Genomic DNA, 15,061 nt, shown 5'->3' with positions numbered 1-15,061 from the left:
ACTTACCGCCGCAGCCAGTGGGACCGGTAGAACCAGACCAGCACGCCCAGGCCGATCGCGATGCAGAAGCCGGCCACGCCCCAGAAGGCCCAGGGCGCGCGGGCATAGGGGATGCCCTCGACATTCATGCCGAGCAGCCCGGTGATGAAGGTCAGCGGCAGGAAGATGAAGGCGACGATCGAGATCAGCAGCGCGCGCTGGTCGATCTGCTCGGCGCGCAAATCGGTGATCTGCTCGTGCAGCAAAGCCGCGCGCTCGCGCACCGCCTCCAGCTCCTCGGCCATCCGCGCGAAGCGGTCGGCCGCCTCGACGATGTGCAGCCGGTCGTCCTTGGCCAGCCAGTCGAACTCCAGCGCCGCGAGGGTGCGCAGCGCGTCCCGGTCGGGCGCGACGAAGCGGCGGAAGCCGATCGCGTCGGAACGCACCCTGGTGATCGTCCGGCGCAGCCGATAGAGTTGCTCGCCCTCCAGGTCGCTTTCCACCTCGTCGAGGGCGTCGCCCAGCGCCGCGACTTCCGGGTCCAGCTCGGTCGAGATCGCCCAGGCGAAGGCGGCGACCAGATCGCCGGAATCGACCACATGGCCCGCCTCCATCTTGGCGCGGACCATGTTCGTGGCCCCCAGCGGGCGGCGGCTCAGCGATGTCACTTCCCGGTCCGTCACCCACAGCCGGATCGAGACGAGCCGGTCCGAATCCGCCGGATCGCAGTCGCCCGGCCCGCGCAGGTTGATGAGCGCGCCATTGCCGATCTCGTCGCAGCGCGGCCGCGTCTCGGTGGCGATCAGCGCGCCGGCGGCGATATCGGGAATGTCGTCGCGCGCCTTCAGCCGGACGAGGTCCTCCGCGTCGCGGCCTTCCAGATGGATCCACAGGAAGCCGGCGCCCTTGTAGGCGGCGGCCTCGTCGAGCGTCAGCGCCCGCGCCGGACCGTCGCCGACGACGAGCGCGAAATCCATCAGCGCTGGTCCAGCCAGGCGCGCAAGGCCGGCGCGATGTCGTCCCGCGCCATCCCCAGCGCCAGATTGGCGAGAACGAAGCCTCTGGCGTCGCCGCAATCGTGCCGGTCGCCGGCGAAGGTGACGGCGTGGAAGGGCTGGCGGCCGATCAGGGCGGCCATGCCGTCGGTGAGCTGGATCTCGCCGCCGGCGCCTTTCCCGATCGTTTCCAGGATCGGCATGATCTCCGGCTGCAGGATATAGCGGCCGACCACGCCGAGCGTCGACGGCGCCGCTTCCGGGCGCGGCTTCTCGACCAGCCCCTCCACCTCGGTCAGCGCGCCCTTCTGCGCACCGGGCGTGACGATGCCGTAGCTCGCCGTGCGCTCGCGCGGCACATCCTGGGTGCAGACGATATTGCCGCCGACATCGTTATAGGCCTGAACCATCTGGCTGAGGCAGCCCGGCGCCCCCACCATCAGGTCGTCGGGCAGCAGCACCGCGAAGGGCTCGTCGCCGACGATCTCGCGCGCGCACCAGACGGCATGGCCAAGCCCCAAGGGCGCCTGCTGACGGACCGAAACGATCGCGCCGGGCGGAAAGCGGGTGCCGTCCAGGGGATCGAGGCTCTTGCCGCGTTCCGTCATCGTCCGTTCCAGCTCGAAACCGATGTCGAAATGGTCTTCCAGTGCGTCCTTGCCCCGCCCGGTGACGAAGATCATCTGCTCGATGCCGGCCTCGCGCGCTTCCTCCACCGCATATTGGATGAGCGGCTTGTCGACGATGGTCAGCATCTCCTTCGGGATCGCCTTGGTGGCGGGCAGGATGCGGGTGCCGAGCCCGGCGACCGGGAAGACAGCCTTGCGGACAGGCCTCATCGGGGCTCTTCGTCCTCTGGCGGCGGCGGCGCCTCGTCGACAGGAAGATCGGGCGGCGGCATGTCGAAACGGTCGTCGGTTCGCTCCTCGGACCGGCGGAGCAGTTCGTCCACCCGCTGCGGTCGGGCGATGGGCGGCGGCGTCATCATCTCCTGCGTGGTGAGCGGCCGGTTCATCGCGGCGGGCGCGGGCGGCGCGCTCTGGCCCTCGACGGGCTGGAGCGGCTCGCGCAGTCCGCAGCCGGCGATCAGCGGCGCGATCAGCAGCACAGGTGCGAAAGGCTTCATTCCCCGTCCATTTCCAGCGCCTTGCGCGCCGCCGCGATCCGTTCGCGCACTTGCTCCGGCGCGGTGCCGCCATAGCTCGTCCGGCTTCTAACCGAGGCGTCGAGCGACAGCACGTCGAAAACGCGCGCGTCGATCCGCGGGTCCATCTCCTGCAGCCTCTCTAAAGGCAGTTCCCACAAGGCCGTGCCCGCCTCGTCGGCCAGCCGGACCGCCCGCCCGGTGATATGGTGCGCCTCGCGGAAGGGCACATTCGCCTCGCGCACCAGCCAGTCGGCCAGGTCGGTGGCGGTCGCATGGCCGCTCTCGGCCAGCGCCCGCATCCGCTCGGCGCGGAAGGTCACGGTCTCGACCATCCCCGCCATCGCCGCGAGCGACAAGGTGAGCAGGTCGTGCGCCTCGAAGACCGGCTCCTTGTCGTCCTGCATGTCCTTCGAATAAGCGAGCGGCAGGCCCTTCATCGTCACCATCAGCGCCGTCATCGCGCCCAGGATGCGCCCGGCATGGCCGCGCACCAGCTCGGCCGCGTCGGGATTGCGCTTCTGCGGCATGATCGACGAGCCGGTCGAGAAGCTGTCGGACAAGGCGACGAAGCCGAAGGGCTGGCTCGCCCACAGGACGAACTCCTCGGCCAGCCGGGAGAGGTGCAGCGCGCATTGCGCCGCGCTGGTCAGATAGTCGATCGCGAAGTCGCGGTCGGAGACGGCGTCGAGCGAATTTGCGGTCGGCCGGTCGAAGCCGAGCGCGGCCGCCGTCGCCTTCCGGTCGAGCGGGAAGGAGGTGCCGGCCAAGGCCGCCGAGCCCAGCGGGCATTCGTTCATCCGCGCCCGCGCGTCGGAAAAGCGCGAGGCGTCGCGCCGCAGCATCTCGACATAGGCCATCAGATGATGGCCCAATGTCACCGGCTGGGCGGACTGGAGATGAGTGAAGCCCGGCATCACCGTGTCGGCATGCGCGCCGGCGCGCGTCACCAGCGCTCGCTGGAGCGCCGCGATCCCGGCCAGCGCGCCGTCCATCGCATCGCGCACCCACAGCCGGAAATCGGTCGCCACCTGGTCGTTGCGCGACCGCGCCGTATGCAGCCGCCCCGCCGCCGGGCCGATCAGCTCGGCCAGCCGGTGCTCGACATGCATGTGGATGTCTTCCAGCGCCGCGTCCTCGGGGACGCCGTCCGCCTCATATTCGTCGGCGATCCGGTCCAGTCCCTCCTCGATCGCGTCGGCGTCGGCCCGTTCGACAATGCCCTGCGCGGCGAGCATCGCGACATGGACCTTGCTCGCGGCGATGTCGTGGCGCCACAAGCGCTTGTCGAAGCCGATCGAGGCATTTATCTCGCGCATGATCGCCGATGGGCCTTCGTCGAAGCGCCCGCCCCACATCGCATTGGAGTCCTGGTCCTTGCGGCTGACGATTGCTCTTCTCCCTGCCCTCGCGACGGGCCTCGTACTGGCGGGATGCGATAGGCAAAACGCCGCGTCCCCGCAAGGCAACGCCGCCGGGGCGGCCGCCCTCGGAACCGCCGCGCCGCCCGCCGGGCAGCGTTACCCCACCGGCCGGCTCGATCGCTCCCATGCCGGCACGCTTGCGCCCGACGTCCCGTTCGAGGATCCGCAGGGCCGTCCGGTGACGATGGCCGCCTTCCGGGGGCGCACCGTGCTGGTCAATCTGTGGGCGACCTGGTGCGGCCCGTGCATCGTCGAAATGCCGGCGCTCGACGCGCTCGCCGCGCGCGAGGGCGACGATCTCCTTGTCCTGGCGCTCAGCCAGGACATGAACGGGCGGGCGAAGGTCACCGATTTCTTCGCCCAGCGCAATTTCGCCGAGCTCGAGCCCTATCTCGATCCCCGCCTCGATTTCATGATGAGCCTGCGCGTCGACACCCTGCCCACCACCATCCTCTACGATGCCGAAGGGCGGGAGGTCTGGCGCATGACCGGCCTCGCCGAATGGGGCGACGAGCGCACCACGAACCTGATCCGCGAGGCGGACGCGGGATAGCGGCGGGCGCTGTCCGCAATGGTTGGAAAACGGACGCCGGTTTCAGAACGATCAACATCGAAGAGCAGCACCAGCGAGCGAAAGGGCGGACCGGACATTCGGGCCGCCCTTTTTCTATTCCGCTTGCGGCTACTCGCCGATCGTCGGGAGCAGTTCGTCCAGCTGATCCAGCTGCACGGGCAGCCCGGCCGCCGACCCGGCCATCGCTTCGTCGAGCGCTTCCCTGGAAGGATAAAGCTCGTGGAACGTCAGGAGCGTCTTTCCGTCCTGGTCCTCGAAGGTGACGGTGGTGACCGCGCCGTCATCCTCTTCCTCATTCGTCCAGACGATGCGCTCGCCCGGCACCACCGCCAGATACTTGCCGTAGAAGGTCATGGTGTCGGTCCCGCCGGCGGCGAACTCCAGCCGGTACTTGCCTCCGGTGCGGACGTCCATCTCGCAGGAGAGGAGCGTAATGCCGGCGCCCTTCGGAACCCACCAAAGGCGGAACAGCTCGGCTTCGGCCCACGCCTTGAACACAAGGTGCGGCGGGGCATCGAACAGGCGCGTGACAACCAGCTCCCGGTCGGACTTCCGCTCAACCGCCGTGCGGTTCTGCGCAACCGGGTGATGACTCGTTTGCCGGTCCATCTTCTTCCTCCTGTTTCATCTCGAGAATGATCTTGTCCAAGGCATCGAACCGCGCCTCGAAGAGCTTGCGATGCGCTTCGATCCATTCGGCCTCCGCCACGAGGCCGCGTTGCCCAAGCCTGCACGCCCGCACTCGTCCGACCTTCTCGGTCACGACGAGGCCCGCCCGCTCAAGGACGGCGATATGCTTCTTCATGCCGGTCAGGGTCATGTGAAACTTGTCGGCCAGGCTGGTGATCGACGCGTCCGCTCGGCCGAGCTGCTCAAGCACGCCGCGCCGCGTCGCGTCTGACAGCGCCGCAAACGAAAGATCGAGGGAAGGCGTTACACACTGAACCATATGGTTCAGTGTTACCTTGTTCGTTTTGCAAACGCAACTGCCTCGCTCCAGCCTTTGGCGAAAGCGAAACCCAATGTCCGCAACGGGTCGAAAGCCGACCCTCCGCCACCCGCTTCCAATGTAGGAAATGCTCTGTCACGCTCGCCCCGAATCGGGGTTCCGCCTTCGCTTCACCGGCTCTTTGAAGCGTCCGTCCCGTCCGAAAAATTCGCGGGGTCACCGTAGCGCATATAGGCGAAGATGCTGAATTTCGCCGCCTGCTTGTTGCCCCGGCCCAGCCCCGCGACGCGCCTAGCTCTCGGGACAGGCCTCCGTCGGCGCCGGCGGCCTCAGCCGCCTGAGCAGCCGCCCGTCGATCGCCGCCAGCCCGGCCGCGATCAGCGCGAGGCCCAGCACATGGCGCGGCTCCAGCCGCTCGCCGAGGAAGATCGCGCCGAGCAGGATCGCGCTCACCGGGATGAGGAAGGTGACGAGCAGCGAATTGGTCGCGCCGGCCGAGGCGACCAGGCGGAAATAGAGGATATAGGCGAAGCTCGTGCAGAGCAGGGCGAGGCAGATCAGCGCCGCCCAGGCGCCGGTCGAGGGGCCGGGCGTCGCCCAGGGCGGCTCGAACAGCAGGACGAGCGGAATCATCACCAGCGCGCCGGCGCTGAGCTGACCGGTCGCGACGCTTATCGGCCGGACGCCCATCGGCTTGAAGCGCCGCGCATAGACGCCGGAGAGCGCGTAGCAGAGCGTGGCGGCGAGGCAGGCGAGCTGGGCGGGAACGCTGGTCCCCACCTCGCTCAGGAAATCGGGGCCGATCATCGCCGCGACCCCGCCGAAGCCGAGGATGACGCCCGCGATCTTGGCGGGCGTCGCTTTCTCGTCGGCCAGCGCAATGTGCGCGACGATCACGCCCCAGATCGGCGTCGTGGCGTTGAGGATCGCGCCCAGGCTGCCGGTGATCTCGCGCTGGGCATAGGCGAAGAGGATGAACGGCACGACATTGGTGAGCAGCGCCAGGATCAGGAAGGCGAAGGGTGCGCCGGGCGGCAGGTCCAGCCGCTCGCGCCGGATAAGGAGCACGCCCCACAAGGCGAGCGCCGCGAGGGCGAGACGGATCGCCACCAGGGAGAAGGGCGCCGTCGTCTCCACCGCGATCTCGATGAACAGGAAGGAGGCGCCCCAGATCGCGGAGAGGAGCAGCAGCACCCCCCAGTCGGCGCCGCTCATCCGCATCTGGTTGGTCAGGGCCATTCGCCGTTCATAGGACTCCGGCGCGCGGACGCGTCACGAATCCTGCGGCCAAAGTAATAAGGGCCGCTTATGATCGTGCGGGTGTTCAGTCCCGCAGCAGTTCGTTGATCCCGGTCTTGGAGCGGGTCTGGGCGTCCACCCGCTTCACGATCACGGCGCAGGCGAGGGACGGGGCGCCTTCCTTGCCGGGCAGGCTGCCCGGAACGACCACCGAATAGCTCGGCACGCGGCCCATGAAGACCTGGCCGGTCGCCCTGTCGACGATCTTGGTCGAGGCGCCGATGAAGACGCCCATCGACAGCACCGCGCCCTGCTCGATCACCACGCCCTCGGCCACTTCGGAGCGTGCGCCGATGAAGCAATCGTCCTCGATGATCACCGGCCCGGCCTGCAGCGGCTCCAGCACCCCGCCGATCCCCGCGCCGCCGGAGATATGGACGTTGCGCCCGATCTGGGCGCAGCTCCCCACCGTCGCCCAGGTGTCGATCATCGTGCCTTCGCCGACGAAGGCGCCGATATTGACGAAGCTCGGCATCAGCACCGCGCCCTTCGCGACATGCGCCCCGCGCCGGACGATCGCGCCCGGCACGGCGCGGAAGCCCGCCGCCTCGAACTCGGCCTCGGTCCAGCCGAGGAACTTGGACGGCACCTTGTCCCACCAGACCGCGCCGCCCGGCCCGCCGGGGATCGCTTCCATCGGATTGAGCCGGAAGGAGAGCAGGACGGCCTTCTTCAGCCACTGGTTGACGGTCCAGCCGCCGTCCGCGCCCTTCTCGGCCACGCGTGCCTCGCCCGCGTCGAGCCGGCGGATCGCCTCGGCGACCGCGGCCTTCAGCTCCGCGTCGCCCGCGCCGATCGACTCGCGCCGGTCCCAGGCGGCCTCGATGGTCCGCCGCAGCTCCTCCGTCATGCCACTTCCTCTCGCAAAGCCCGGTGCAGCCAGGACGCGATGTCGTCCGTGCTGTGATCGATAAAATCCCCGTGCGCGGCGCCGCCCGCCTGCTCCGATCCGTTGTCGACCCAGAGCGTCGTCATGCCGATCGCCTTGGCGGGGGCGAGGTTGCGCGCCATGTCGTCGGCGAACAAAGCGCGCGCCGGATCGATGTCGTGCCGGTCGCAGATCGCCGCATAGGCGCTGGGATCGGGCTTGGGCACATAGCCCATCGTGTGGATGTCGTGGAAACCGTCGAAGGCGTTGGCGAGGCCGATCCTGTCCAGCACGCGCCGGGCATAGGCTTCGTCGGCATTGGTGAAGACGAACTTGCGCCCCGGCAACCGGTCGAGCGCCGCGACCAGCCCGGGGTCCGCGACGAGGCGTGCCATGTCGATGTCGTGGACGAAATCGAGGAAGTCGTGCGGATCGATACCGTGCGTGGCCATCAGTCCGGCAAGCGTCGTGCCGTGGCTCGCGAAATAGCCTTTCTGAATGCGCCGCGCCTCCACGGCATCGACGTCGAATAGCTGGGCGACATATTCGCCGATCCGCCGGTCGACCAGCGCGAAGAGGTCGCAGGAGGCCGGATAAAGACTGTTGTCGAGATCGAAGATCCAATTTTCGACATGGGAAAGGCCCGCAATCATGAGGCCGCCCGTAACCCAGATCGCGCTTTCAGCAAAACGAAAGCATTTGCGCCCATGACCGTCCTCTGAAATAGGTCGAACCACGACCTCCGGAGCTTCTGGGTATGGCGTTGAAGGCTTCCAGAGCGGCGCTCATCCTGACCGTCTGCGCGGCGGCGATCGCCGTGTCCGGCTGCGGCGGGGGCAGCACCGGCGGCGCCGGGCCGCAGCCGATTTCCGCACCCCCACCCGCGCCGCCGCCGCCACCCCCTCCACCGCCGCCCCCTCCGCCGCCGCCACCCCCTCCCCCGGTCAATTTCGACGACGCGGAATATCGACGCTCGAACGCCGCGGTGACGTCGGGGGCGATCAGTGCCTGGAATGCGGGCGGGCGCGGGCAGAATGTCGTCGCCGCGGTGATCGACACCGGCATCAACGCGTCCCTCGCCGAATTTGCCGGCCGCATCCATCCAGCGAGCCAAGACGTCGCCGCCAATCGCGGGATCGTCGATCAGGAAGGCCACGGCACAGCCGTTTCAGCGGTGATCGGCGCGGCGCGCAACGGCACGGGCTCGCTGGGCGTCGCCTTCGAATCAAGCATCCTGTCGCTCAACACCGCCAATCCCAACGATTGCGATCCCGACGACGGCTGCCTGCACCGCGGCAGTGATATCGCCCTGGCGCTCGACATCGCCCGGGTGAACGGCGCGAAAGTGGCCAATATCTCGCTTGGCGGCGATCAGCCCAGCTCGGCCGTCAATGCCGCGATCGGCCGCGCCGTCGCCGCCGGCATGGTGGTGGTCATTTCGGCCGGCAATGAAAGCACCCTCGATCCGTCCGCCTTCGCCGTCGCGGCGGCACAGGCGGGCAGCGGCCAGGTTATCATCGCCGGCGCAATGGACGAATTCCGGAATCTCGCCAGCTTCTCGAACCGTGCCGGATCGGGCGCGTCTCACTATCTGGTCGCACTCGGCGTCAGGGTGCGCGCGATCGACGAGAACGGCACCGCGACCCTGTGGTCGGGGACATCATTTTCGGCGCCGGTGATCAGCGGCGCGGTGGCGCTGCTCGCCAGCGCCTTCCCGAATCTGACCGGCGCACAGATCGTCCAGCTCCTGCTGACCACCGCAGATGACGTCGGCGCGGCGGGCGTCGATCCGATCTGGGGCCGTGGCATCCTCAATATTACGCGCGCCTTCCAGCCGCAGGGCACGATGAGCCTGGCGGGCAGCGGCGTGCCGATCGATGCCCTGGGCGCGGGTGCGGCATCCGATCCGATGGGCGATGCGGGGCCGCAAATGGCCGGAGTGATCGTGCTCGACGACTATGCCCGCGCTTATGCGGTCGATCTGGCGCGCACGATCGAGCGCGCCCCGGCGCAGCGCCCGCTGGAGCAAGGGCTGCTGCAGGGCGATCTCGCCACCGGCCATGCCGTTGCGGGTGCCACGATGGTGTCGATCACGGTACGTCGCAATCTTGCCGGACAGCCTCGCGTGGGGATGTCGCAAACCAGCCTGACCGGCGAGGATGCGCGCGCCGCGCGCGCTGTCGCCGGCTATGCGCTCAGTCGCCTGTCGCAGCGAACCGCCTTCGCGCTCGGCATTTCGGAAAGCGGTCGCACGTTGCAGCAACGCCTGGCGGATCAGGTCGCGCTGCCGTTCCTGGTCGCACGCGACCCGATGAACCGTGCCGGCTTCTTCGCCGATAGCGGCCTGGCCGTGGGCGCACGCCACGATTTCGGCCCCGTCGCGTTGACCGCGACCGGCGAACGCGGAGGGGTCTGGCTGCCGGATCTGACGCGCGGCCAGCGCGAGCCGGGATACGGCCTGTTCTCGATCGTCGCCGACCGGCGCCTGGGGCGCGCCGACTTCAGCTTCGGACTGACGCGACTGGCCGAGGAACGCACGGTGCTCGGCGGTCGCTTCGCGTTCGCGCCGGGCGGGGCGTCGAGCTGGTTCCTCGATGTCGGCGCGCGCTACCATCTGGGTCGGGACTGGACGGTCGCGGCGGGCTACCGGCGCGGCTGGACGACGATGCCCGGCACGGGTGCGCTGGTCGACGGCGGCGGCCTCGCGACGGACGCCTGGTCGGCCGATCTGGCGCGGTCCGGCGCGTTCGTGGCGGGCGACCGGCTGGCGCTGCGCGCGATGCAGCCGCTGCGCGTGCGCGCCGGCGGCTACCGGATGAACGTGCCCGTCTCCTACGATTATGCGACGCTGACGCCCGGCTACGAGATGCGCGTCTTCGGCCTCGCGCCGTCCGGCCGGGAAATCGATTTCGAAGCGGCCTATGCCCTGTCGGTCTTCCGGGGCGGCGGCACGCTCGGCGCCAATGTCTTCGCGCGCCTGGAGCCGGGCCATGTCGAGGCCGCGCGCACCGATCTCGGCGCGGCGATCCGCCTGAGCTTCGGCTTCTAGGAAACCGGGCCGAAGGTCAGGCTGAGCCGCCGCCCGCCGCGCGGTACATCGACATTGGCACTGTTGAAGGTGACGGCGCCGCGTGCCTGCAGCTCGCGTACCGGCGGAGCGATCGACCAGCTGTAGACGACGCGGTCCTGCGCGTCCTTCAATTCGGCGCGGATTTGCGGGACGCGCTGCACCTCGTCGGTACGGTTGGTGATCGTGCCGCGCACCTCGAGCAGCTCGTTGCCGCTGGCGAGCTGCCGCCGATCGACTTCCCCTTCGAGCCCCAAGGCGTCGCCGGCCTGAACCGGAAGCCCGATTCGCTGGCCGATCTCCGGCAGCCCGAAATACTGGATGGCAAACACGGCGCCGGTCATCAGGATCGCCACGATCATCGCCGCAACCGTCCACTTCCGTGCCGGATTGCGGCGCGGGCGAGTGAAACTGTCCTCGACGTCGGCGTCGCGCATGATCGGTTCTGGCGCGGCGGCCGCCGCTTCGGGCCATGGCGCAGGCTCTTGTTGAGCTCGCGGCGGCGCGCCGATCGTCGCGGCGGGGGCGGCGGCGAGATCGAGTGGCGCCGGCTCCTGAAACCAGCTGTGCCGACAGCTCGCGCAGCGCACCTTGCGTCCGGCCGGCCCGATCGCACTGTCCGGCACCACGTAGCGGGTCTGGCAGGACGGACAGGACAGGATCATCGACGCAGCATACCCCCTGGCGTTCGCATGACTCTAAACATCAGGCGCGCCGCTTGTGCAAGCTTATGAAGCGATGGCGTGCCGCTTGAAGCCGGCCCCATGGCCGTGCCATTGCTGGCGTCGCCGTCATGGCGCGGGAGGCGATTTCCTTGAACGCGAGCGGATCGATCGTTCATTTCGAGAATGTGGGCCTGCGCTACGGCACGGGCGCCGAGACGCTGTCCGATCTCAGCTTCTCGCTGCGCGAGGGCGGTTTCTACTTCCTCACCGGACCGTCGGGTGCGGGCAAGACCTCGCTGCTGAAGCTGCTCTATCTCGCGCTGCGGCCGAGCCGGGGCCTCATCCGCCTGTTCGGCGAGGACATCGTCACCATGCCCCGCGGACGGCTGCCGGGTTTCCGCCGCCGGATCGGCGTCGTCTTCCAGGAATTCCGGCTGGTCCCGCACCTGTCCGCCTTCGACAATGTCGCCCTTCCCTTGCGGGTCGCGGGAGTCGATGACAGCGACCTGCAGACGCCGGTGAGCGAAATGCTCGCCTGGGTCGGTCTCGCCGACCGGGCGAGTGCGCGACCGGCGACGCTGTCGGGCGGCGAGCAGCAGCGCGTCGCCATCGCCCGCGCCGTCATCGGCCGACCGGAGCTGCTCGTCGCCGACGAACCGACCGGCAATGTCGATCCGGAGATGGCGCTGCGGCTGCTCCATCTGTTCGATTCGCTGAACAAGCTCGGCACGACGGTGATCGTCGCGACCCACGATCTCCATCTGCTTGCCCGCGTCCAACGGGCCGAGATGCTGCGGCTGGATCGCGGCCAGATCTCCGATCCCACCGGCGCGCTCAAGCATCCGCCGAAGCGGGTGGATCAATGAGGCGCCGGGTATGAAGGCGCGCGCGCGCAAGTTCGGCGCAGCGGAGCGCGGTTTGCTTCCCGAAGGGCGGCTGGCCGGGCCGATGCCCTGGGTGATCGCGATCATGATGTTCCTCACCGTGCTCGCGGCGGCGGCGGGGCTGGGGCTGGCGGGCGCGGCGGCGCGGCTGTCGGACCAGATCGGCGGGCGGCTCACCGTCCAGATCGTCGAGGCCAATCCAGACGCGCGTGTAGCGCAGGTCCGCGCGGCGGCGGCGGCGGCGCGCGATGTGCCCGGCGTCGCTGCGGTCCGCATCGTGCCGGACGAAGAAATCCAGGCGTTGCTCGAGCCCTGGATCGGAGTTGGCGGACTCCAGGCGGATTTGCCCGTTCCGGCGCTGATCGATGTCGATTTCGGCGAGGCGAGGGGTGGAGAGGCGGGTCGGCTGCGCACGGCGCTCGTCGCCGCAGCGCCTTCCGCGCGCGTCGACGACCATGCGCAATGGCTGGCGCCGCTCGCCGATCTAATCGGCGCGCTCAAATGGCTGGCCGCGGGGCTTGTGTTGCTGATGGTCGGCGCGACGGCGGCGACGGTCGTGCTCGCCGCTCGTGCCGCGCTGGACACGCATCGCGAGACGATCGAGATCCTGCATCTGATGGGCGCCACCGACATACAGGTCGCGCGACTCTTTCAGCGCCGGATCGCGCTCGACGCCCTGTTCGGCGGGCTGGTCGGTTTCATCCTCGCCGGCGTCGTGCTGATCGGGCTCGGCGACCGGGTTTCCGCTTTGGGCTCGGAGCTGCTCGGCGCGGCGTCGATCTCTCCCCTGGGCTGGGGCGTGCTGCTGGTCCTGCCGTTGCTGGGTGTGTTGCTCGCGATGCTGGTTGCGCGCGTGACCATTCTGCGCGCACTGGGGCGGTTGCTATGATCCGTGCGCTCATCCGCCTCGTCTCGTTCATGCTGCTCGCTTATGCGCTCGGCTATGCCGCCTTCGCGGTGCTGCTGCCGCGTCCCGCCGGCGACGCGCGAACCGATGCGATCGTCGTGCTGACCGGCGGCCCGGGACGGATGGAACGGGGGCTGGAGATGTTGCGGCAAGGGCGGGCGGAGCGGATGCTGGTGTCCGGTGTCAATCGCACGGTGCGGCTGTCGGAACTCAAGGCGCAATATCCCGATTATGCCGATCTGTTCGATCAGCGCGTCGTGCTGGGACGGGAATCGTTCGACACCCGATCCAATGCCGACGAGGTGGCGCGCTGGATGGAGCGGCGGCGCTTTCGCTCGCTCCGGTTGGTCACCAACGACCTGCACATGCCGCGCGCGCGATACGAGCTTCGCAAGCGGATCGACGGCGATATCGGGATCGTCGTCGATGCCGTGCCGACAGAGCCGGATTTCCGCGCGATCTTCCTGGAGTACAACAAATATCTGCTCGGTCGCGCGGCGGACCTGATCGGCATTTGATGTCTCTCGTCCGTTCGGCCCTGTTCGCGCTGGTCTTCTATGGCGGTACGGTGATCGCCGTCCTCCTATCCTTTCCGATCAGCCTGCTCGGCACCGGAGCGATCCGGTCATGGGCGCATAGCTGGTGCCGTTTCCATCGCTGGTGCGCAGCGCACATCCTCGGCATCCGCGCACGCGTCGAAGGCGCACCGCCGCCGGGGGCAGTCCTGGTCGCGGTCAAGCATCAGTCGATGTTCGAAACGATGGAGATGATTCTGCTGCTGAACGAGCCGGCGGTCGTGCTGAAGCGTGAGCTTGCCGACATTCCGCTCTGGGGCTGGGTGGTGCGCCGCTATGGGGTGATTCCGGTCGATCGCCAGGGTGGCGCGGCGGCGCTCAGGCGGATGCTGCGCGCGGCCGAGGCGGCGGTGGCGGACGGGCGACCGATCCTCATTTTTCCCGAAGGCACGCGCGTCGCCCCTGGCACGCGTCCGCCGCTCCAGCCGGGCTTCGCCGGGCTCTATCGCGCGCTCGGTCTTGCCGTCGCGCCGGTCGCGCTGGACAGCGGGCGGCTGTGGCCGCGTCATGCCTTCGTGAAAAAGCCGGGCCTCGTCACTTTCCGCTTCCTGCCCGCAGTCGCCCCCGGCCTGCCCCGACGCGAGATCGAGGTGGCCGTGCACGAGGCGATCAACGATCTGGAGGCGGGCGATGACGCCTGAGCTGGGGCTGATCGAAGGTTTTTTCGGGCGGCCCTGGAGCTGGGCGGCGCGTCGCGAGACTGTCGCCTTCCTGCGTGGCCACGGCTACGGCTTCTATCTTTATGCGCCCAAGGCCGATGTCTGGCTGCGCCGCCGCTGGCAGGAGCCCTGGCCAGGCGGCGAGTTCGCCGAACTCCTCGCCTTCCGCGATTTCTGTCGACTGGAAAATGTCCGTTTCGGCATCGGCCTGACGCCTTTCGAACTGCACCTGCAGGCCGAACGCGGCTGGCAGGGCCGGTTCGGCGAGAAGCTGGTGGAGCTGGCCCAGCTCCAGCCCGACGATCTCGCCATCCTGTTCGACGACATGCGCGGCGACGTCCCCGGGCTCGCCGCGCGGCAGGCGGCGATCGTCCATTTCGCCGCCGAACGCGGCGCGGCGCGGCGCATCCTGATGTGCCCGTCTTATTATTCGGACGATCCGATCCTCGATGTCGCCTTTGGCGCACGGCCGCCGCATTATCTGGCAACGCTCGGCCGCCTCCTCGATCCTGCGATCGACGTGATGTGGACGGGCGAGGAGGTCTGCGCGCGCGAGATCGCGCCGGGGCATCTCGCCCGGGTCGCGGAGCAGCTCCGCCGCAAGCCCTTCCTGTGGGACAATTATCCGGTGAACGACGGTGCCCGCATGTCGCAGCACCTGCATCTGCGCGCCTTTACCGGCCGGCCGGCGGCGATCGGCGGCCTGATCGCGGGGCACGGCATCAATCCGGCTTCCCAGCCCATGCTGAGCCGCATCCCGGCGCTGACCCTGGCGGAAAGCTATGCCAAGGGAGACGCCTACGAATATGGCGCCGCCTTCGTGCGGGCGGCGCGCGACGTGCTGGGCGAGGCGCTGGCCGAGCGGATCGGGCGCGACCTGCTGACCCTGCAGGATCGGGGGCTGGACCGGCTCGGCGACCGGCTGGCCGGCCTGCGCGATCGCTATGCCGCCTTCGATCATCCCGCAGCGCGCGAAATCCTCGCCTGGCTTGACGGCCACTGGACCGTCAGCGACGAACTGGTCCTGACGCAGTGACCGGCTTTGCGCCGCGCCGTGCGCCCGATAAGGAAA

General features: G+C 68.8%; 17 protein-coding genes. 7 read left to right on the top strand and 10 right to left on the bottom strand.

The genetic code is table 11. The annotated features are described in order from the left end of the window. Nucleotides 1–2 precede the first annotated feature (2 nt). The 4 genes from KF780_02220 to argH are packed head-to-tail and all read right to left on the bottom strand — an operon-like array spanning nucleotide 3 to nucleotide 3,476. The gene (locus KF780_02220; protein MBX3560604.1) at nucleotides 3–956 is read right to left on the bottom strand and encodes a zinc transporter ZntB; all 954 of its coding nucleotides are present in this window, start codon (nucleotides 954–956) and stop codon (nucleotides 3–5) included. Beyond that, nucleotides 956–1,813 (bottom strand): UTP--glucose-1-phosphate uridylyltransferase, encoded by an 858-nt coding sequence (locus KF780_02215; protein MBX3560603.1) that lies wholly within the window; start codon nucleotides 1,811–1,813, stop codon nucleotides 956–958. The genes KF780_02220 and KF780_02215 overlap by 1 nt, the downstream gene beginning before the upstream one ends. Further along, nucleotides 1,810–2,100 (bottom strand): hypothetical protein, encoded by a 291-nt coding sequence (locus tag KF780_02210; GenBank protein ID MBX3560602.1) that lies wholly within the window; start codon nucleotides 2,098–2,100, stop codon nucleotides 1,810–1,812. The genes KF780_02215 and KF780_02210 overlap by 4 nt, the downstream gene beginning before the upstream one ends. Continuing rightward, nucleotides 2,097–3,476, bottom strand: coding sequence for an argininosuccinate lyase (gene argH, locus KF780_02205; protein ID MBX3560601.1), 1,380 nt, complete (start codon nucleotides 3,474–3,476; stop codon nucleotides 2,097–2,099). The genes KF780_02210 and argH overlap by 4 nt, the downstream gene beginning before the upstream one ends. Between argH and KF780_02200 the strand changes: the two genes are divergently transcribed. Continuing rightward, entirely contained in the window at nucleotides 3,475–4,095 is a 621-nt protein-coding gene (locus KF780_02200) for a TlpA family protein disulfide reductase (GenBank protein MBX3560600.1), read from the top strand. The genes argH and KF780_02200 overlap by 2 nt on opposite strands. 129 nt (nucleotides 4,096–4,224) lie before the next feature. On the opposite strand, the gene KF780_02195 is transcribed toward KF780_02200, so the two are convergent. From KF780_02195 to KF780_02175, 5 genes are all read right to left on the bottom strand, one after another. Further along, on the bottom strand, nucleotides 4,225–4,725 hold the full coding sequence (locus KF780_02195; GenBank protein ID MBX3560599.1) for an SRPBCC family protein: 501 nt from the start codon (nucleotides 4,723–4,725) through the stop codon (nucleotides 4,225–4,227). Further along, the gene (locus KF780_02190) at nucleotides 4,673–5,065 is read right to left on the bottom strand and encodes a helix-turn-helix transcriptional regulator (protein MBX3560598.1); all 393 of its coding nucleotides are present in this window, start codon (nucleotides 5,063–5,065) and stop codon (nucleotides 4,673–4,675) included. The genes KF780_02195 and KF780_02190 overlap by 53 nt, the downstream gene beginning before the upstream one ends. A gap of 291 nt (nucleotides 5,066–5,356) precedes the next feature. Next, entirely contained in the window at nucleotides 5,357–6,304 is a 948-nt protein-coding gene (locus tag KF780_02185) for a DMT family transporter (protein ID MBX3560597.1), read from the bottom strand. An 85-nt stretch (nucleotides 6,305–6,389) separates the two neighbouring features. Continuing rightward, on the bottom strand, nucleotides 6,390–7,214 hold the full coding sequence (dapD, locus tag KF780_02180) for a 2,3,4,5-tetrahydropyridine-2,6-dicarboxylate N-succinyltransferase (GenBank protein MBX3560596.1): 825 nt from the start codon (nucleotides 7,212–7,214) through the stop codon (nucleotides 6,390–6,392). Further along, nucleotides 7,211–7,885 (bottom strand): pyrimidine 5'-nucleotidase, encoded by a 675-nt coding sequence (locus KF780_02175; GenBank protein ID MBX3560595.1) that lies wholly within the window; start codon nucleotides 7,883–7,885, stop codon nucleotides 7,211–7,213. The genes dapD and KF780_02175 overlap by 4 nt, the downstream gene beginning before the upstream one ends. A 104-nt stretch (nucleotides 7,886–7,989) precedes the next feature. Between KF780_02175 and KF780_02170 the strand changes: the two genes are divergently transcribed. Beyond that, complete coding sequence (locus KF780_02170; protein ID MBX3560594.1) at nucleotides 7,990–10,281, top strand: S8 family serine peptidase; 2,292 nt, start codon at nucleotides 7,990–7,992, stop codon at nucleotides 10,279–10,281. Here the strand turns inward: KF780_02170 and KF780_02165 are convergent. Then, entirely contained in the window at nucleotides 10,278–10,964 is a 687-nt protein-coding gene (locus KF780_02165; GenBank protein MBX3560593.1) for a zinc-ribbon domain-containing protein, read from the bottom strand. The two genes, KF780_02170 and KF780_02165, sit on opposite strands and share 4 nt — an antisense overlap. Nucleotides 10,965–11,092: 128 nt before the next feature. On the opposite strand from KF780_02165, the gene ftsE reads away from it, so the two are divergent. From ftsE to KF780_02140, 5 genes are read left to right on the top strand one after another with little or no spacing between them, the layout of a single operon-like run. Then, a complete protein-coding gene (gene ftsE / locus KF780_02160; protein ID MBX3560592.1) occupies nucleotides 11,093–11,830 on the top strand; it encodes a cell division ATP-binding protein FtsE in 738 nt (245 codons plus the stop codon). 10 nt (nucleotides 11,831–11,840) lie between these two features. Beyond that, nucleotides 11,841–12,737: a cell division protein gene (locus KF780_02155; GenBank protein ID MBX3560591.1), complete on the top strand. Its 897-nt coding sequence runs from the start codon at nucleotides 11,841–11,843 to the stop codon at nucleotides 12,735–12,737. Then, a complete protein-coding gene (locus KF780_02150) occupies nucleotides 12,734–13,273 on the top strand; it encodes a YdcF family protein (protein ID MBX3560590.1) in 540 nt (179 codons plus the stop codon). Before KF780_02155 ends, KF780_02150 begins: the two co-directional genes overlap by 4 nt. Continuing rightward, the gene (locus tag KF780_02145) at nucleotides 13,273–13,971 is read left to right on the top strand and encodes a 1-acyl-sn-glycerol-3-phosphate acyltransferase (GenBank protein MBX3560589.1); all 699 of its coding nucleotides are present in this window, start codon (nucleotides 13,273–13,275) and stop codon (nucleotides 13,969–13,971) included. Before KF780_02150 ends, KF780_02145 begins: the two co-directional genes overlap by 1 nt. Continuing rightward, on the top strand, nucleotides 13,961–15,025 hold the full coding sequence (locus KF780_02140; GenBank protein ID MBX3560588.1) for a beta-N-acetylglucosaminidase domain-containing protein: 1,065 nt from the start codon (nucleotides 13,961–13,963) through the stop codon (nucleotides 15,023–15,025). The genes KF780_02145 and KF780_02140 overlap by 11 nt, the downstream gene beginning before the upstream one ends. The last annotated feature ends 36 nt before the right edge of the window (nucleotides 15,026–15,061 follow it).

The organism is Sphingomonas sp. (assembly GCA_019635535.1).
Taxonomy (GTDB): Bacteria; Pseudomonadota; Alphaproteobacteria; order Sphingomonadales; family Sphingomonadaceae; genus Allosphingosinicella.
The sequence above is the reverse complement of the archived record's forward strand: the minus strand, read 5'-3'. Positions and strand labels throughout refer to the sequence as shown.